This window comes from Bradyrhizobium sp. CCGB01 (assembly GCF_024199795.1).
GTDB lineage: Bacteria > Pseudomonadota > Alphaproteobacteria > Rhizobiales > Xanthobacteraceae > Bradyrhizobium.
The window spans coordinates 2,212,394-2,229,969 of the sequence record NZ_JANADK010000001.1 but is presented as its reverse complement, the minus strand read 5'-3'; the positions used below and the strand labels follow the sequence as shown (position 1 = coordinate 2,229,969).

Genomic DNA, 17,576 nt, shown 5'->3' with positions numbered 1-17,576 from the left:
TGAAATGGTCTCCTTGTGCTTCGCTTATCTGGCGGGCCTTCTGTTCTGATGTGCAGCGACGTGCGAAGTTCCAACCGGATTCAAAAATTTGGGCAAGCCCGCCGCGTCACTGTGGCCGGCACGCGGACGCAGCCGATGGCGAGCAGCGGACACGTGGCGCAATAAATCGCGCGGGGACCAGCGGGCCGGGTCGCGTCGGCTTGCAAACAGTTTCCTCTCGAGCGCCCCGAGTTGCCGATCCAGCTCCGGATCGCGCGCAGCGGCCTTGAAGTCACGGGCCGTGAGGGACGGTGACGCTGCGTCGACGTGCGGCAGCCATTCGAGCAGCGCAAAATACGATCTTCCGGCGTCGCGATGACGGATCGCGCGTCGCAATCGTCGGAATGCAAACGCCTCCGACCGGAGATAAGCCGTGTGCCGGCGATGGAAATCCATCGCCGCGCGGCGAGCGATACGAGGTGCGAACCAGGCCAGCACGGCAGCAACGACCGCCAGCAGCAGCGCAGTCAGCCAGTGATCCGTGACAAAATCGGCGATGCGGTCCCAATTCCGCTCCTCATTCGAGCCGACCGCGAAGGTCGAGCCTGCCGCTGCCGCGACGCCCTTGACCGGCACGGCATCGAGATGCGCTTGTTCGACCTTGCCGCTCCCGACATTCCACCAGCCCATATCGACGGCGGGCAGCAAATAGTCGCCCGCACGCTCCACCATGTAAGTCGCGGAGTCGACGCGGGTCGACGTCATGACGTCGGTGCGTCCGTCGACCTTGTCATCGAGCTTCGGCTGCGCCGGATAGAGCTTTAGGCCGTCGATGACTGGGAATTGCTGAGGGGGCAGCAACATCGCCGGCGTGCCCTCCGCCCTGATCGTGATCGTCCGGGTCACGGCATCGCCGGCCTTGAGCGGATCGGCCGAGCGCTTGATGTCCTGCTCGACGGTCAAGCTGCTGGCCGACACGAACGGGTTCAGCGTGCTTGCCGCATCCGGGATGAACGCCTCGAATGAAGCCGACGGCAGCGCGAGGTTCACGTCGCGTACGGCAGGTGGCTCGGCCGCATATTTGATCCTGACGCTCTGGCCTGCCACGGCATAAGAGCCCGGTTCCTGCGGCGAGATCGCGTATTCGAAGCGTACCCCTGCATAGGACACGCCGTCGCGCTGCTCGTTGGTGTTGACGCTTTGCAGTTGCCGAGTCACTGCGTTGCGAACCTGGAAGTCCGGCAGTTCGGGCGGCGATGTCATGTAGTTCGGCGCCAGGACCAGGATGCTCAGCGTCGTCTGCTGCCCGACCACGATTCGTGGCGGGTCGATTGTCATCTGCACGATCGGATCAGGCGTCACAGCCTGTTGCGCGCGCGCACCCTGCGACTGGAGCGCACAGCCGAGCAGCACAGCGATGGAGCCCACCCAAGCTCTCATTGCGATGCCCTCCCTTGTGCCGGAGCGGCCGCCTGGATCGCAAACTTCAGCTTGAGAAAGTCTGCCGGCGAGGTCTGGACCTGGCGCATCCAGGCTTCGGCCGCGCCGGCCGTCGTGACGTCCTGCGGCGTGACAGTGATCCGCTTGCCGCCCTTCTGCTTGGGATCAACCCGCATTTCGTCCGCCTTCAGGTCGGGCGGCGCGGCGTCGTTTTGCTCCTGCTTGCGGCGCTTCTCCTCCTGCGCATCCAGCGCCGCCTGCACGATGGCGCGATTGGTCTTCGCGGCGGCATTGCCGGGCTCTGCCTTCAACACCTCGTCGTAGATCTTGAGTGCCTTCTCGTAGGCATGATTCTGCGCCTGCGCATTGCCGAGCGCGAATTTGCCTTCCAATGTGTCGACCTTCGCGAACTCCTCGGCTGCGGCGATGAAATCATAGCTGCGGTAAGCCGAGATGCCGCGCCACATCGGATCAGCGAACAGGGTTTGCGCGGCGCGGTAATCACCGCGGTCGAAGGCGAGCCGCCCCTGCTGATCCGGCGTCAGCCACAGGCTGGTGAACCGCGATGCCGACTCGGCGCGCGACGGCGATGCGTGCGAGACGAGGCAGAGAGCGAGAATCCAGGCCACCGTCGTGCCACGCCGGAACCAGAGCAGGCTCAACAATGCCAGCAACGGCAGCAGCCAATAACCCTCGTCGCGCCATTGCGTGCCGAACGCATCGCCCTGGGCGGCCTGGAAACGTGTCTCGATCCGCCGTTCGAGCCGCGCGATGTCGGTGCCGTCGATACTGACCCTGACGGCATCGAAGCCGGCCGGCAGTGGAGAGGCGTCCGCGCTGACCGCCAGGACGACGAGATTGTTGCGCCCGGCCGCCTGACGCACCGTGGCCGCATCGGCAGCGCCGAAATCGTCGGCGACCAGCAGGATGGTTCCGGCAACGGGCTCTGACGCCAGCGCATTCGCAGCCAGCGAGGTCGCCGCGACGACATTCTTGCCGTCGGTCGGCATCAATCCCGGAGCCAGCGCGGCCAGGAACGGCGCGATCACAGAGCGGTCGTCGGTCGGCGGCATCACCAGATGCGCGGTGCCGGCATAGGCGACGAGTCCCGTCCTGGCGCCGGCGCGCGCCGCAAGCAGATCACTGATCTTCTGCTTGGCACGTTCGAGGCGGGAGGGCGCGACATCGGTCCCGCTCATCGACGAGCCGACGGCGAGCGCAATCATCAGCGGCGCCTTGTCTTCGACAAAGGGCGGCAATTCACGTCGCCACGTCGGCCCGGACAGAGCGACGATGCCGAGCGTCAGCGCTCCAGCGACCAGATAGAGCGGATCGATGTGGCGTCCGCGCTGCGGCCGCACGATCAGATGGGTCAGGAGATGGGGCGCGATCACCCTGCCCCATTGCACGCCCGCGCTTCGCCGGCGAAGCAACACGGCGAACACGATGGCAAGCGGGATCAGCGCCAGAAGCCAGAGCGGGCGCAGGAGATGAAAGGGCATCGTGGCCACCTCAGGCATGGCTCACGCTCCTCATCCGGCGCCATTCGCTTCCGAGCAGAAGCGCGAGCCACAGCAGCAGGCCGAGCACGACAGCGGCGCCGAGCGGCCATTGAAACAGCGGCTGCTTCGGCCGCCACGACTGGGTCTGTAGCTTTGCCGGCGCCAGCCGGTCGATGTCGGCATAAATCGCCTGGAGCTGGGCACCGTTTTCGGCCCTGAAGAAATGGCCGCCCGTGGTGCTAGCGACGCGCTGCAAGACGCCGAGATCGACGCGGTTCTCGCCAGAGGCTGCGGGATCTCCGACGCCGATCGTATAGACGGTGACGTCGTTCTGATGGGCGATGTCGGCTGCGTGTTCGGGCGGAACGCGGCTTGCCGTGTCGTTGCCGTCGGTCAAGAGCACCAGCAGCTTCTGCTTAGATGTGCTGGCCGCGAACGTCTTGATGGCAAGGCCGATCGTATCGCCGATCGCCGTCTGCTGGCCCGCCATGCCGACCGCAGCTTGATCGAGCAGTTGCTGCGCGGTCTGAAGGTCCTGGGTGAACGGCACCTGCACATACGCCCTGGTGCCGAACAGGATCAGGCCAATACGATCGCCCTTGCGGCGGGCAATGAAATCGCTGAGCACGCGTTTGACGCCATCGAGACGGGTGAGCGTCGTGCCGTCCGGCGCCTTGAAGTCGCGCTGGTCCATCGACCCCGAGATGTCGATCGCCAGGATCAGGTCGCGTGCGGATACATCCCGCGTCACGGCATCGCCGACCCATTGCGGCCGTGCCAGCGCCACAACCAGCAGCGCCCAGATCACCGCTGCCGCGATCATCTGCACCGCCCGCCGTTCCAGAACGACGGCGCCGCGCTGTGGTGTCTGACCGGTCGCCGCTGCCAGCCTGTCGAAGAACGGCACCTGGATCGACGCCTGCCGCGCCCGGTAAGGCGGCAGCAGCCACCAGACCAGGATCGGCAGCGGCAACAAGAGGAGCAGCCATGGCCAGGCGAATTCAAGCATGGTGCCCCCTGATCCAGCGGCGGACGAGGTGGACCAGCAATTGCAGCTCTGCTCCCTCGGGCGGGAGCTGCCGATATGGACCGCTCACGAGCAGGCGACCGACGCCATGCGAGAATTCGTCACCGCCATAGCTGCGATCGAGGAAGGAGAGCCATGCCGGCCCGACCAGGGGCGCGACTTTCTCCCGCGGGAACGCTGCGAGCGCCGTGCGCCGCACCAGCATCGTCAGCCGCGACAGCAGTTCCGACGGCCCCGCATTGCCGGCGTGCTCGATCCCTTGCAGCTCTGCGAGCGCCTCGCGACGATATCGGTTGATGTGGCGAAGATGCGCATAGCGCCAAGCCGCTACGCTGACGGCGGCAACCAGAAGCACGATTGCGAGCCACGCCTCCCAGGTTTGCGGCCAGAGGCTCACCTCGCGCGGCAGCGCGATGTCGATCAAGCCGGCCACGGGATCAACAGCTGCGGCGGAGCCATCAGCCAAGGGCTGCCTCCGTCTGGCTGTGCGCGGCCGTTCGGCCCTGACGCGCCGGCAGTCCACCGAGCAGGCGGCGGAGCTGTGCAGCGGTGTCTTCCGCCGCGCTCAGTGGCAGCACGGGGATTCCGATCTCGCGGGTCCAGTCGAAGATGCCCTTCAGGCGATCCTGCGTGGCCTGCGACACGCTCTTGCGGACGCTGGCGCGCCCGACATCGAGCCGGATCTGCAATTCACCGTCGGTCACGGTCATGCTGGCCGATGGCGGCAGATCACTTTGCAGGGGATCGTGGACGAGAGCTGCGATCACGTCGTTGTGCCGGGCAAGGGCCTTAACCGCTTCACGAGTCGTCGTGTCCGCGCCGTCGAAATCACTGATGATGACGATGACGGCGTCGTGCGGTGCACGGCGGCGAGCATGATCGAGTGCGGTATTGAGCATTGCCGGCGCCGAGACCAGTCCGCGCCCGACACCTAGCGCCTGGTTCTGCGCGACGATGGCGGCCAGGATCTGAAGCACGGTCGCGCGGCTGCGCCGTGCCCTCACCTCGACCAGCTCACGGTCACCGAACACAACCGCGCCGACACGGTCCCCGGCGCCCAGCACGCGCCATGCCCCGATCGCTGCGGCCTCGGCCGCCGTGACCGATTTCATCGCGCGCCGGCTGCCGAAAAACATCGACAGGCGCTGGTCGACCACGAGGATCGTCTGCCGGTCGCGCTCTTCGTTGAAGACGCGGATATGCGGCTTCTGCAGACGCGCCGTCACCTTCCAGTCGATTGAGCGGACGTCGTCGCCGGCGCGATAGTCCCTGATCTCCTCAAAGTTCAGGCCTCGGCCACGCATGCGGGAAGCGAAGCGACCGGAAAGCAGGCTATGAACCGGCTGGCGCGGCAGGAAGGAGACTTTGCGTCCGCGATATTCGAGCGCGATCATGTCGTCGAGATCGACATAGACACCCGGCAATCTGGCTGATGTCTCGCTCATGTCCGCCTCAGGCCGTCGCGACCAGTTCGGTGATCTTGTCGATCGCCTGATCAGGCGTGACGCCCTGCGAGATCGCCTCGTAGCTGAGGATGATGCGATGCCGCAGGCAATCGTGGATCACCGCCCGAACGTGATCGGGCGTCACGAAGTCATACTCATCGAGCCAGGCGCGGGCGCGCGCACAGCGGTCGAGCGCGAGGCTGCCGCGCGGGCTCGCGCCGACCTGGATCCATTTGCTCAGGGGCTCGCCATAGCGGCCGGGGAAACGCGTCGCGTAGACGACGTCGACCATGTACTTCTCGGCGAGATCCGACACGAAGATGCCGTCGATCTCGCCGCGCGCGTCCAGGATGGCCTGCTGAGGAATCGGCGGCGGCTCCGAGGAATGATCCTTCGGGGCTTGCGCATTCTCGGTGCGGTTGAGCCGGATGATCTCGCCTTCCGTGGCCTCGTCCGGATAGGTGATGACGACATGCATCAGGAAACGGTCGAGCTGCGCTTCGGGCAGCGGATAGGTCCCCTCCTGCTCGATCGGATTCTCGGTCGCGAGCACCATGAACAGATCGGGCATCTTGTAGGTCTTGCCGGCGACCGTGACCTGACGTTCCTCCATGGCCTCCAGCAGCGCGGACTGCACCTTGGCCGGCGCGCGGTTGATCTCGTCCGCGAGCACCAGGTTGGCGAAGATCGGTCCCTTCTGAAACTCGAACTGGCCGCCCTTGTCGGTCTGGACGTAGATCTCCGCGCCGGTCACATCCGACGGCAACAGATCCGGCGTGAACTGCACGCGCGACAGATCCGCCGCGAGATGCTTGGCGAGCGTCTTGACCGCGCGGGTCTTGGCAAGGCCGGGCAGGCTCTCGATCAGCAGGTTGCCGTTGGCAAGCAGACCGATCAGCATGCTCTCGACCAGATGATCCTGCCCGAGCACGGACTTGCCGATGCGCGACTTGAGATCGAGCACGGCGTCGCGGGCGGATGAGCTCTTCGAAGGTTTTGAGTCTGTCACGGCTCTCATCTGATTCATACGCTAATTTTTTATTGTTGCGGATCAGGAAGAGCTCCGGTCGCCGGACGCGGCGGCCGGATGCAAGCGTCTGAAGCGCTATTTCGGCGCGGTCTTATCGAGCGACTTCATCAGTCCTTCGACCATCTGGTCGATGCTGAAGCTCGCCGAGCGCTGGCTTGGCGGGTAGTCCTTGAAGGTCTGAAGGAATGGAGCCACGCGCCAGGTTCCGTACTGGATCAGATAGGCGTTCTTCGCGAACCAATCGTAGTATTGATCGGACACTACGTCGGCACGCTCGAAAGGATCCATCCGCAAGTTGAACATTTTCGGCGCGCGCAAGCAGGTGAATGGGTTCGCCCAGACCTCGAAGCCGCCCGGCTTGCGCTGCTCGCAGAACACGATCTTCCAGTCGTTGTAGCGATAAGCGACCAGATCGCCGTCGTCGTTGAAATAGAAGAACTCGTTCCGCGCCGACTTCGGCTGCTGTCCCGTCAAGTAGGGCAATTGGTTGTAGCCATCGAGATGAACCTTGAAGGTCTTGCCGCCGAGATCGGTGCCCTTCAGGAGGCGGTCCTTGACGTCGGTGTCGCCGGCCGCAGCCAGCAACGTCGGAAACCAGTCGAGACCCGAGACGATCTCGTTGGAGACCTCGCCGGCCTTGATGCGGCCGGGCCAGCGGATCATCGCGGGAACGCGGAATGCGCCTTCCCAGTTCGTGTCCTTCTCGCTGCGGAACGGCGTCGTCGCGGCGTCCGGCCAGGACCACTGGTTGGGGCCGTTGTCGGTGGTGTAGACAACGATGGTGTTGTTGGCGATGCCGAGTTCGTCGAGCGTCTTGAGAAGCTTGCCGACGTCGCCATCGTGCTCGATCATGCCGTCGGCATATTCATTGCCGGGCATGCCGCTCTGTCCCTGCATCGAGGGGCGCACGTGGGTGAAGGCGTGCATGCGCGTGGTGTTCATCCAGGTAAAGAAAGGCTTGTTGGCGCGCGCCTGCCGCTTCATGAAATCGATCGCGGCGTCCGTGGTCTCGTCGTCGACCGTTTCCATCCGCTTGCGGTTCAGCGGTCCCGTGTCCTCGATCTTGCCGTCGGCCGAGGCCTTGAGCACGCCGCGGGGTGAATTGCTCTTGGTGAACGTTGTATCGTTCTTCGGATAATAAGGACGCTCCGGCTCTTCCTCAGCATTGAGGTGATAGAGATTACCGAAGAACTCGTCGAAGCCATGCTTGACCGGAAGATATTCGTCGCGGTCGCCAAGATGGTTCTTGCCGAACTGGCCCGTGGCGTAACCGAGCGGCTTGAGCGCCTGCGCGATCGTCACGTCGCGGTCCTGCAATCCAACCGCCGCGCCGGGAATGCCGACCTTGCACAAGCCGGTGCGCAGGCAGACTTGTCCGGTGATGAAGGTGGATCGGCCCGCCGTGCAGCTGTTCTCGGCGTAGTAATCGGTGAAGATCATGCCTTCGTTGGCGATCCGATCGATGTTCGGCGTCTTGTATCCGACGAGGCCCCGCGTGTAGGCGCTGATGTTGGATTGGCCGACGTCGTCTCCGAAGATGACAAGAATGTTCGGCTTGGCCGTGTTCGGCTGCTGCGCGACGGCTGACGTGTCGATGAGAGGACTCAGGCTTGTCGCAACCAGAGCCGCACGGAGCAGACCACGGAAAAGCGATTTTCGGCTCTTGTCAGTTTCGTTTGCGCAAGTCTTGGCCGTCTCCTTCACGTCACTTCCCATTTTGATACTCCCTACTTCCCCGAAGGTACCGGTGAGCTGGCGTCAGCAGGTATCCGCACCACGCAGCGAAAGCCGACGTGACTTGTTGAGGTATCGATCGGCTCGGCGTGCCGTGCAGCGGGGCGGTAACGTCGGCAGTAATTGGGGGCACACAGATGCGAACCGCCCTTCAACACTTTCCGCGGGATGCGTATGGTTGGTTGACATGGATCAAAGCTCGCATCCTCATTTCCGCCGCGCGGATTGCGTGGAATGCAACACGGCTTTGCCGCATCCGCATGGTGCTTTAACGACCACCAGTCCGCGGTCCACTCCCAGACATTGCCGATCATGTCGTGGAGGCCGTAGCCGTTCGCAGGGAAAGCCATGACCGGCGAGGTACGCTCGAATCCATCCTCGCCGGTGTTCTGGACGGGAAAATTGCCTTGCCAGATGTTGGCCATGTGCTTGCCGCCGGGCATCAGCGCATCGCCCCAGGCAAACTCCTCGTCGTCGAGGCCGCCGCGCGCGGCGAACTCCCATTCGGCTTCCGTCGGCAGCTCCTTGCCAGCCCAGCGGGCGTAGGCGGCCGCGTCGCTATAGGAGACGTGGACGACGGGGTGATCGTCGAGGCCCTTGATGTTGCTGCCGGGGCCATAGGGATGTCGCCAGTTGGCGCCGCGCATGAACGACCACCACTGGCTCCAGTCGGACAGGTCGGTGATGCGCGGCAGCGGCGAGAACACGAGCGAGCCGGCGTAGAGCATCTCCTTCAGCGCGCCGGGATAGTCCTTGGGGTCCGGAACGATCTGCGCTTCGGTGACGTGGCCGGTCGCGTTGACGAATTGCTTGAACTGCCGGTTGGTGACCGGCGTGCGGTCGATCCAGAAACCATCGACGGAGACGCGATGGCTCGGCGCCTCCTCAGGGTAATGATGGTCGGATCCCATACGGAAGGTCCCGCCGGGAATGAAGACCATCTCGCCGGTCTTCACATTATCCGGCAACCACTCGCAGTGATCCCGATCCGCCCGCAACAACATGGTGGAAACTCCGATACACGCATGCCACCCGATGCTACGGCGCGGACTTCAGCAGGCGTCGACGGCGGCACGTTGCCCGGCATTCTGGACGCATCGCCCTTGTCCCCTCTTTTTGGCGCTCGGGGTGAAGATGAAAGACGCCGCATTGCGTCAGCATCTCTTCCTCTTTCGCGCGCGTTTTTTTACCAATCGGCAAAACCCCGCCGCGTGCGCCCTGCCATTCGCGGAGCGCCTCCGACCAAATTCGCCAACGTTACAAACGGTATCCGAAGATTGGACTGCTGTGATGTGCAGTTTGTGCCAGCACGCCGGACCGGCTGGTGAGGCTTAACGACCCAGGTCCTGCGCGAGCGCGCTCCGGCACGACAACGGTTGAGGACCTCATTAGCCCCCGCCAAGCCGGCAATCCTTGGGTGCAGATCCCGTTCACATTGAACCTATCTGGGATAAAGTGCACCAATATCTAAGAGTGATTCTGGTCACACTTGCCTGGACGTTCCGCTGCTAAGCATGGGGCCAGGTTGGGACCGGTCATACATCGGTCAATTGGATGAGAATTCCCATGAAAAGCCTGATCGGCGCCGCAGTCGGCGCGCTCTGTTTTGCGGCCCCCGCTTTGGCGGAGACCCCGGCCGCGATCGTCGAGGACGTCCAGGGCAAGGTCGATGGCATCGCGTTCATGGACTATGTGGCGCCGGGCAAGATCATCAAGCTCGGGCCCAAGGCCAGCATCACGCTCAGCTATCTCAAATCCTGCCAGCGCGAGACCATCAGCGAGGGCGTCGTCCTGGTCGGCGCCGAGCAGAGCACCGTGCAGCTCGGCGAGGTCAAGCGGGAGAAGGTCCCCTGCGACACCAATGCGGCAAAACTGTCGGAGCGCGAGGCGAACCAGAGCGCCGCGACGACCTTCCGTACCATGCGGTCGGACTCGAAGGGCGCGCCGGCCAAGCTGCCGACGCTCTACGGCGTCGCCCCGCTGGTGCAGGCCAAGAGCGGCAGCACGCTGGTGATCGAACGCACCGACGGCAAGGAGCCCACGATCAGCGTGCCGCTCAAGAACGATGTCATGATCAGCGGCAAGTTCTACGACTTTGCCAAGGCCGGGAAATCGCTGACCCCGGGCGGCAGCTATCTCGCCATTCTCGGCACCAAGCGCTACGCCTTCCAGGTCGACGCCAGCGCCACGTCGTCACCGACGCCGATCGTCGGCCGCCTGTTGCGGCTCGAATAGGCAGCCTAGCGACGGGGCGATGCGGCGGATCGGCAGGCGGGACATCGTTGCGGCGATCCTGATTGCGCTCATTGCGGGCGCGGTCTTCACGTCGCCGCCGCTCCAGGCGCTGCAAGGCCTGTCGCTCGATATCCTCACGGCCCTGCGCGGCAAGCTCATCAGCGACCGCCGCGATCCCGCGACATCGCCGGTCGTCGTCGTCGCTATCGACGGCGAGACCTACGACACCCCGCCCTTCAAGGGATCGCCGACGCAGACCTGGACGCGCGAGATCGGCCGGGTGCTCGGCAGCATCACCGACGGCGGCGCCAAGGTGATCGGCTTCGACGTGATCTTTCCGAGCTCGATCGAGCAGTCGGAGATTCCCTTTGGCGACGCGCCGCTTGGCACGCGCATGAAGGGGTTTGACCGGGACTATCTGATCGCGCTCCGGCAACTCTCCGACAACGGAAAACTGGTGCTCGGCGAGATCCTGAGCAACGACCATCCGGACAGACCTTACCGCGCGCAGCAATTGGCGGTGCGAACCAACATCCGCGCACTCAATGTCCATACCGACGCGGACGATGTCATCAGGCGAATGCCGCTCAGCTTCTCGATCGACGGCAAGCCGGTGCCCGCCATGGCCGTCGAGCTCGCGGCGCGCGCGCTCGGCGGAAAGCCCGAGATTGCGCCCTCCGGTGCGACCGAGCTGTCGGGCTACGCGATCCCAAGTGCAGTGCCGAACACGCTGACACTCAACTTTCGAGGGCTGGGCGGCGACGTTCCGACCTTCTCCTTCGCCGATCTGCGCGCCTGCGTCGAAAAAGATGACCACGAATTCTTCCGCCGCGCTTTCGACGGCAAGGTCGTGCTGCTCGGCACCATCCTCAATTTCGAGGACCGCAAGCTCACCTCGATGCGCCTGTCCGGCGGGCATGACGGCGCGCCGGCCGCGCGATGCGCCCTGCCCGGCCCGGCAAGAACCGCAAAGGCTCGCAGCGACGTCGCCGGTGTCTTCGTGCATGCGGCCGTCGTCCGAAACCTGATCGAGCGCGATGCCGTGACCGAACTCGGCTTTCCGCTGCGGACCATTCTTACGATCGTGTTCGCGGCGGTCATCGCTTGCGCAGCCTGCATGCTGGCACCGAGCGGCGCCCTCATTGCCTGGTTCGCCCTCACCGCGGTTTACGCCGCCGTCGCCGTCGGCGCATTCGTCCACGCCCTGGCGCTGCCTTTGACCGAGCCTGCGCTCGCGAGCCTTGCCGCACTCGCGATGATGATCGGCTATCGCTTCGTGCTGGCCGATCGCGACGAACGCTTCCTGCGCAAGAGCTTCGCCTTCTATCTCGCCCCGGAAGTGATCAACACCATGGTCGCCTCCGGCAAGATGCCGGCGCTCGGCGGTGAGTCACGCAACGTCACCATGTTCTTCTCCGATCTCAGCGGCTTCTCCTCCATTGCCGAGACCATGACGCCGGGCGAGCTGGTGACGCTGATGAACGAATATCTCTCCGCCATGACCGACATCATCGAAGGCCATGGCGGCTACGTCGACAAATATATCGGCGACTCCATCGTCGCGATGTTCGGCGCGCCGGCCGACGATCCCGCGCACGCGCGCAACGCTGTGCATGCCGCGCTGAAATGCCACGAGAAGCTCGCGGACCTCAACGCCAACAATCCGGCCTTCGCCGGCCACGGCCTGTCGCACCGCATCGGCCTCAACAGCGGCGAGGCCGTCGTCGGCAATATCGGCTCACGGCGCCGCTTCAACTACACCGTCATGAGCGACACCGTGAACGTCGCCTCCCGCCTGGAAGGCGCCAACAAATATTACGGCACCGCCATCATGGCCTCGGAAACGACGATGGCGCAGACCGGCGGCACCTTTGCCTGGCGCGAGCTCGATGCGATCAGGGTGATGGGCCGCGGCGAGGCGATCAAGGTGTTCGAGCCGCTGGCGGACAAGGGCGCAGAGAGCACGGAGCAGACAAAGGTGGCCGCGGCGTATGCGGACGGGCTGGCCTGCTGGCGGACAAGGGAATTTGCGAGGGCGGCTGAGGCGTTCGACGGCGTCGCGAAAATCGACCCGGCGTCGGCACTGTTCGCCAGACGCGCGAAAGCCCTCGCCGCAAATCCACCATCGCCAGAGTGGACGCCGGTCAATACGCTGGAAGGAAAGTAACGGTTTCTCACCCTTCGTCAGAAGGCTCAAGGAATCACGTTCGCGGCGCGCAACCTGCTGAAGAGATCGAAAAAACTATCGTCCGTCGCCTGATATTCGAGGAAACCGAGCTTGCGGCTCTTGCTCATATCGGTGACGACTTCGATAGGTCGGCCCAAGTCGGCATCGGTATGCCATGCCGACGAAAGGACGGAGAGGTCGCTTTCGACGAGATCATACTTGCGCGCAATATCAGCCCATATCCGGCTTGAATCGGCAAGCTGCCGCTGAAGCGGCGAAATTTCGTCTGGAAGGGGGGCGGGCTGCAACCCGAACCAGTCGGCCAGTCGCGCCCACATCCAGCTCCATCGGAAGACATCGCCATTGACGACGTTGAACGCCTGGTTTCGCGCCGTCGTCGTCATCGCGGCCCATTCCAGGTGCCGCGCCAGCAATCTGGCATCCGTCATATCCGTCAAGCCAGTCCATTGCGTCGCCGAGCCGGGAAAGAGAAAGGACCGCCCCGTTTCTCGACAGATCGTCGCGTAGACGGCAAGCGTCGTTCCCATGTTCATGGCGTTTCCGATCGCATAGCCGATGATCGTGTGCGGGCGGTGAATGCTCCAGCTGAAACCACCGCGCCTGGCTGCATCGAATAGTTCATCCTCCTGCGCGTAGTAGAAGTTCTCGACATCCAGCCGCGGTTGCTCCTCGCGGAATGGCGTCGCGGGCAGCCTGCCCTTACCGTAGGACTCGAACGGTCCCAGGTAATGCTTTAGCCCTGTGACCAGCGCGACATGAGAGAGCGTACTTGCGCCGGAGAGTGCCCGCAGCACGTTGCGCACCATCGCAGCGTTAACGCGGATATTTTCTGCCTCGGTCGGCTGACGCAGCCATGTGGCGAGAAACACGTGGGTGGGACGAAGGCTCGCCAGGATGTCGCGAAGCGAGGCTGGATCCTGCAGATCGGCCGCGATGGCACGAACACCCTCAAGGTCGCTTGGTGGGCGCCTTGCGAGCCCAAGCACCTGCCAGCCGCGATTGCTAAGATGGCGGGCGAGATTGTTGCCGACAATACCGCTCGCACCGACCACAAGCGCTGTGTTCGTCATCGCCGTGCCTCCTGTTCGGTCGAGGAGGTAGGAACGATCGCACAAGGCAACAGACCATTTCGGCGCCCGTCACCACTTATTGAAAGGGAACCGGCCTGACGGGCGAACTCGCTTCGTGCCGCGAGGAGAGCTCCCCTTCGAAGCGGCAATGTCGGCTAACCGGTCACAAACCGCTAAAACGGCAGTCCCACATAATTCTCCGCCAGCAGCCGCTGTGCCGTCTCGGACGAAAGCAGGTATTCGAGCTCCGTCTGCTGAAGCCGGTCCTCGTAGTCGAGCCGGTCGGGAAAGCGATGCAGCAGCATCGTCATCCACCACGAAAAACGCTGTGCTTTCCAGATCCGCGCAAGCGCCTTGGCGGAATAGCCCGCAAGGCCGGAATCGTCGCCGTGCTGATAATGCGCGAGCATGGCGTGGTAGAGGTAGTAGATGTCGGAGCCTGCGCTGTTGAGCCCGCGCGCGCCGGTCGGCGGCACGATGTGGGCGGCATCGCCGGCGAGGAACAGGCGGCCGTAGCTCATCGGCTCGGCGACGAAACTGCGCAGGGGCGCGATGCTCTTCTCGATCGATGGACCCGTGATCAGGCGGCCGGCGACCTCGTCCGGCAGGCGGCGCTTCAGCTCGGCCCAGAACGCATCGTCGCTCCAGTCCTCCACCTTGTCGGTCAATGGCACCTGGACATAGTAGCGGCTCAGCACTTGCGAGCGCAGGGAACAGAGCGCAAAGCCGCGCGCGTGCTTCACATAGATCAGCTCCGGCGACACCGGTTTCGTTCGGGACAGCACGCCGAGCCAGCCGAACGGATACACCTTCTCGTATTCGCGTAGCACGTCCTTCGGGATCGCCTTGCGGCTGACGCCGTGAAAGCCGTCGGCACCAACGACGTAATCGCAATCGATGCGGACGATTTCGTCGTTCGACCGATAGGTCACGTAGGGCCGGTCCGACGTCAGATCGTGCGGGGTCACGTCCTCGGCATTGTGCACGACCTTGCCGCCGAGCCGGTCGCGCGCCTCGTAGAGGTCCCGCGTCAGCTCGGTCTGGCCGTAGACCAGCACCGAATTGCCGCCGGAATGCTTGTGCAGGTCGATATGGGAGAGGACGCCGTCATGCGCGATCTCGAAGCCGTTGTGGATCTCGCCCTCGCGGTCCATCCGCTCGCCGCACTGCGCCTCGCGCATCAGCCTGGCGAAGCCGTGCTCGAGCACGCCGGCACGGATGCGGGCCAGCACGTGGTCGCGGCTGTATTTCTCCAGCACGACCGTGTCGATGCCCTTCAGGTGCAGGAGCTGGGACAACAGCAGCCCGGACGGCCCACCGCCGATGATGCAGACCTGAACTTTCATTTTTGCGTCCTCCCGTCGGTGCGCTTTTTGCAGATGGGGCGCTGCAAACCGATGGAGGGTTTCGTCTTTGTCTTGTACTATTCGAACATGAGAAGCGCAGCCCCTGCCCCGGCAATCCGGGTCTACAACCTCTTCGGCGAGTCCGGCGATCTGCCCGACGTCGTGCATTGCGAGACGATCGCGTCGCGCTCGGTGCTGCACGACTGGACTCTGGCCGTGCACCGCCATGCCCGGCTGCACCAGGTGCTGCTGATCGAGCGCGGCGGCGGCGAGGCGACGCTCGACGGGCGCGCGGTGCCGCTCCGGCCGATGCAGATCGTCAACGTGCCGGTCGGTCATGTCCACGGCTTCCGTTTCGAGCCTGATACCCAGGGCTGGGTGCTGACCATCGCCGCGGAAATCCTGGACGAGGCACTGCTTGCCTCGGAAGGACTGCGCGGCGCCCTGTCACGATCGGCCGTGGTGCGCGGCACGCCGCAGATCCGCACCACCATGAAGCAGATCTTCGCCGAGCACGCCGCGCGCGATTTCGGCCGAGCGCATGTGCTGCGTGCATTGTCGGCGGCGATGATCGGGCTGGTGGCTCGCGCGCTCACCAGCGAGAGCGGCGGCAACGGCACGGCGGAAAGCGGCCTCTTCCGCCGCTTCGAGGCGCTGCTGGAACAGCATCATCTGGAACGCTGGAGCGTTGCTGACTATGCCGATGCGCTGTCGATCACGCCGACCCATCTCAACCGGGTGACGCGGGCGGCGACCGGCGACACCGCCTCGCACCTGATCCTCAACCGGCTGATCCGCGAGGCGCGGCGCAATCTCGTCTACACCAATCTGCCGGTCTCGACGATCGCCTACACGCTCGGTTTCGACGACCCCGCCTATTTCAGCCGCGTCTACGCCGCAGCCACGGGACTGTCGCCGCGCGCCTTTCGCGCGCGGCTCCATGGCGACGAAGGCTGACGCATCGGACGAAAGACCAGGCTTGCCCATCGACCGGAGGCCACGCTGCGAACCGCAATGGCCCCTGTTGCCGGCGCAGCCACTTACCTTCGTATATGCGGTGCTATCCTTTGGATAGAAGCGCTTAACCTCAGTACAATTGAGCAGGGAATGCGCGCGCCTTAGCGTGGCTGCATTCGGCGCCCTGGCGCTGGTGGCATGGAACCCTCCCTAACCTTGGCGCAAGGCGGCCCCCCGTCCGGTCGCCGGCGCCGCTTTTTCAGCAAGCCATCGGCGCCTTCGGTATCTTCCGGCCGACAGACCGCACCCTGGCGGCTGGATCGGCCGGCTTTCGCGCGGAACGGGAGGTTTGTGCATAATGTCTTCGATTGAGAAGATCGCACTCTTTATCGACGGCTCCAATCTCTATGCCACCTCAAAGGCGCTCGGTTTCGACATCGATTACAGGCGTCTGCTCGGCGAATTCCAAAGCCGCGGTACGCTGTTGCGGGCGTTCTACTACACGACCGTCGTCGAGGATCAGGAGTATTCTTCAATCCGCCCCTTGATCGATTGGCTCGACTATAACGGATACACCGTCGTCACCAAGCTCACCAAGGAGTTCATCGACGCCACCACCGGCCGCCGCAAGTTGAAGGGCAGAATGGATGTCGACCTCGCTGTAAAAGCGATGGAACTCGCCGGGCACGTCGATCAGATCGTGTTGTTCTCGGGCGATGGGGATTTTCGTTCGCTGGTGGAAGCCGTGCAACGCCGCGGTGTCCGCGTGACGGTCGTCTCCACACTCTCCACTCAGCCCCCCATGGTCGCCGACGACCTACGCCGACAGGCGGACGTGTTCATTGATTTGGCGGAACTGAAACCAAAAGTGGGGCGCGATCCGGCTGGCCGGCCGGGATCGCGCGAGATGCGTCAGCTACCGCAATTCCTCTCGCGCGGAGCGATCGATCGCGGCGACCAGGTGGAATGATCCTGCGGGACGGCCGCCGATCCCTCACACGTCGAAGAACACCGTCTCTTCCGGCCCCTGCAAATTGATCGTGAAGGAGTACACGACCTTGCCGGCGCGCTCGGTGCGCTTTGCGATCAACGTCGCCCGCCGGGCAGGCTGCTCGATCAGGTTGAGCACCGGGTCGGCGGCGTTCGCAGCCTCTTCATCGGAGAAATAGAGCCGCGTGTTGAGGCCGATGTTGATGCCGCGCGCAACGATCCAGACATTGACATGCGGCGCGCATTTGCGCCCCGCCTTGTCGGTGATGGCGCCGGGCTTGATGGTCTCGAAGGTGACGAGGCCGCTGTCGAAATCCGAACCCCCGCGCCCCCAGCCGCGGAAATCCTCGTCCAGCGCGCCGGAGGAGCGGTCTGCCGGATGGTTGTAGCGGCCGGCCGCATTGGCCTGCCAGATCTCGAGCAGCACGTCGCGCAGCGGCGAGCCGCTACCGTCGAGTACCTTGCCTTCCAGCGTGATGCGTTCGCCCTTGGTGCCCGGCGTCACCAGCACGTTCGAAAAATTCTTCTCGAAGATGTCGAAGCCGGCCATGGCCGGGATAAGGCCGATATGGACGTAGGGCCCGGCGGTCTGCGAGGCCGTTTCCTTGAGATAGTTGAGCGGCTGCGGCATGG

The 17,576-nt window shown here is 64.1% G+C and carries 15 protein-coding genes; 4 read left to right on the top strand and 11 right to left on the bottom strand.

The genetic code is table 11. The features are described from left to right. Window positions 1–24: 24 nt before the first annotated feature. The 8 genes from NLM25_RS10010 to NLM25_RS09975 all read right to left on the bottom strand — a co-directional run bounded on the left by NLM25_RS10010 (window position 25) and on the right by NLM25_RS09975 (window position 9,158). Entirely contained in the window at window positions 25–1,419 is a 1,395-nt protein-coding gene (locus tag NLM25_RS10010; RefSeq protein ID WP_254136825.1) for a BatD family protein, read from the bottom strand. Then, window positions 1,416–2,939, bottom strand: a complete 1,524-nt coding sequence (locus tag NLM25_RS10005; protein WP_254136824.1) for a VWA domain-containing protein — start codon at window positions 2,937–2,939, stop codon at window positions 1,416–1,418. Before NLM25_RS10005 ends, NLM25_RS10010 begins: the two co-directional genes overlap by 4 nt. After that, a complete protein-coding gene (locus NLM25_RS10000) occupies window positions 2,932–3,930 on the bottom strand; it encodes a VWA domain-containing protein (RefSeq protein ID WP_254136823.1) in 999 nt (332 codons plus the stop codon). The genes NLM25_RS10005 and NLM25_RS10000 overlap by 8 nt, the downstream gene beginning before the upstream one ends. Next, window positions 3,923–4,414, bottom strand: coding sequence for a DUF4381 domain-containing protein (locus NLM25_RS09995; RefSeq protein ID WP_254136822.1), 492 nt, complete (start codon window positions 4,412–4,414; stop codon window positions 3,923–3,925). The genes NLM25_RS10000 and NLM25_RS09995 overlap by 8 nt, the downstream gene beginning before the upstream one ends. After that, window positions 4,407–5,342 carry a DUF58 domain-containing protein gene (locus NLM25_RS09990; protein ID WP_254136821.1) on the bottom strand — a complete coding sequence of 312 codons (936 nt, stop codon included), beginning with the start codon at window positions 5,340–5,342 and terminating at the stop codon, window positions 4,407–4,409. Before NLM25_RS09990 ends, NLM25_RS09995 begins: the two co-directional genes overlap by 8 nt. Window positions 5,343–5,400: 58 nt before the next feature. After that, the gene (locus NLM25_RS09985) at window positions 5,401–6,402 is read right to left on the bottom strand and encodes an AAA family ATPase (RefSeq protein WP_375167826.1); all 1,002 of its coding nucleotides are present in this window, start codon (window positions 6,400–6,402) and stop codon (window positions 5,401–5,403) included. A 96-nt stretch (window positions 6,403–6,498) separates the two neighbouring features. Then, a complete protein-coding gene (locus NLM25_RS09980) occupies window positions 6,499–8,139 on the bottom strand; it encodes an arylsulfatase (RefSeq protein ID WP_254136819.1) in 1,641 nt (546 codons plus the stop codon). A gap of 11 nt (window positions 8,140–8,150) precedes the next feature. Beyond that, a complete protein-coding gene (locus NLM25_RS09975; protein WP_254141146.1) occupies window positions 8,151–9,158 on the bottom strand; it encodes a formylglycine-generating enzyme family protein in 1,008 nt (335 codons plus the stop codon). Window positions 9,159–9,723: 565 nt separating this feature from the next. Between NLM25_RS09975 and NLM25_RS09970 the strand changes: the two genes are divergently transcribed. Both NLM25_RS09970 and NLM25_RS09965 read left to right on the top strand, forming a co-directional pair. Continuing rightward, window positions 9,724–10,392 (top strand): hypothetical protein, encoded by a 669-nt coding sequence (locus tag NLM25_RS09970; protein WP_254136818.1) that lies wholly within the window; start codon window positions 9,724–9,726, stop codon window positions 10,390–10,392. Window positions 10,393–10,411: 19 nt separating this feature from the next. After that, window positions 10,412–12,559 (top strand): adenylate/guanylate cyclase domain-containing protein, encoded by a 2,148-nt coding sequence (locus NLM25_RS09965; protein WP_254136817.1) that lies wholly within the window; start codon window positions 10,412–10,414, stop codon window positions 12,557–12,559. 26 nt (window positions 12,560–12,585) lie between these two features. Here the strand turns inward: NLM25_RS09965 and NLM25_RS09960 are convergent, their stop codons facing one another. Further along, window positions 12,586–13,650 (bottom strand): SDR family oxidoreductase, encoded by a 1,065-nt coding sequence (locus NLM25_RS09960; protein WP_254136816.1) that lies wholly within the window; start codon window positions 13,648–13,650, stop codon window positions 12,586–12,588. 173 nt (window positions 13,651–13,823) lie between these two features. After that, window positions 13,824–14,996 carry a 4-hydroxybenzoate 3-monooxygenase gene (pobA, locus tag NLM25_RS09955; RefSeq protein ID WP_254136815.1) on the bottom strand — a complete coding sequence of 391 codons (1,173 nt, stop codon included), beginning with the start codon at window positions 14,994–14,996 and terminating at the stop codon, window positions 13,824–13,826. Between the two features lie 51 nt (window positions 14,997–15,047). Here pobA and NLM25_RS09950 point away from each other — a divergent pair, with 51 nt between their 5' ends. Both NLM25_RS09950 and NLM25_RS09945 read left to right on the top strand, forming a co-directional pair. Then, window positions 15,048–15,953: a helix-turn-helix domain-containing protein gene (locus tag NLM25_RS09950; protein ID WP_254136814.1), complete on the top strand. Its 906-nt coding sequence runs from the start codon at window positions 15,048–15,050 to the stop codon at window positions 15,951–15,953. 358 nt (window positions 15,954–16,311) lie between these two features. After that, window positions 16,312–16,923, top strand: a complete 612-nt coding sequence (locus NLM25_RS09945; RefSeq protein ID WP_254116711.1) for an NYN domain-containing protein — start codon at window positions 16,312–16,314, stop codon at window positions 16,921–16,923. A gap of 24 nt (window positions 16,924–16,947) precedes the next feature. On the opposite strand, the gene pcaG is transcribed toward NLM25_RS09945, so the two are convergent. Continuing rightward, entirely contained in the window at window positions 16,948–17,574 is a 627-nt protein-coding gene (pcaG, locus tag NLM25_RS09940) for a protocatechuate 3,4-dioxygenase subunit alpha (RefSeq protein WP_254136813.1), read from the bottom strand. Window positions 17,575–17,576 lie beyond the last annotated feature (2 nt).

What these genes read in the sequence shown, in the direction of transcription:
- NLM25_RS10010 (WP_254136825.1), bottom strand. Translation starts at nt 1,419, where the DNA reads ATGAGAGCTTGGGTGGGCTCCATCGCTGTGCTGCTCGGCTGTGCGCTC.
- NLM25_RS10005 (WP_254136824.1), bottom strand. Translation starts at nt 2,939, where the DNA reads ATGCCTGAGGTGGCCACGATGCCCTTTCATCTCCTGCGCCCGCTCTGG.
- NLM25_RS10000 (WP_254136823.1), bottom strand. Translation starts at nt 3,930, where the DNA reads ATGCTTGAATTCGCCTGGCCATGGCTGCTCCTCTTGTTGCCGCTGCCG.
- NLM25_RS09990 (WP_254136821.1), bottom strand. Translation starts at nt 5,342, where the DNA reads ATGATCGCGCTCGAATATCGCGGACGCAAAGTCTCCTTCCTGCCGCGC.
- NLM25_RS09980 (WP_254136819.1), bottom strand. Translation starts at nt 8,139, where the DNA reads ATGGGAAGTGACGTGAAGGAGACGGCCAAGACTTGCGCAAACGAAACT.
- NLM25_RS09970 (WP_254136818.1), top strand. Translation starts at nt 9,724, where the DNA reads ATGAAAAGCCTGATCGGCGCCGCAGTCGGCGCGCTCTGTTTTGCGGCC.
- NLM25_RS09965 (WP_254136817.1), top strand. Translation starts at nt 10,412, where the DNA reads ATGCGGCGGATCGGCAGGCGGGACATCGTTGCGGCGATCCTGATTGCG.
- NLM25_RS09960 (WP_254136816.1), bottom strand. Translation starts at nt 13,650, where the DNA reads ATGACGAACACAGCGCTTGTGGTCGGTGCGAGCGGTATTGTCGGCAAC.
- pobA (WP_254136815.1), bottom strand. Translation starts at nt 14,996, where the DNA reads ATGAAAGTTCAGGTCTGCATCATCGGCGGTGGGCCGTCCGGGCTGCTG.
- NLM25_RS09950 (WP_254136814.1), top strand. Translation starts at nt 15,048, where the DNA reads ATGGAGGGTTTCGTCTTTGTCTTGTACTATTCGAACATGAGAAGCGCA.
- NLM25_RS09945 (WP_254116711.1), top strand. Translation starts at nt 16,312, where the DNA reads ATGTCTTCGATTGAGAAGATCGCACTCTTTATCGACGGCTCCAATCTC.
- pcaG (WP_254136813.1), bottom strand. Translation starts at nt 17,574, where the DNA reads ATGCCGCAGCCGCTCAACTATCTCAAGGAAACGGCCTCGCAGACCGCC.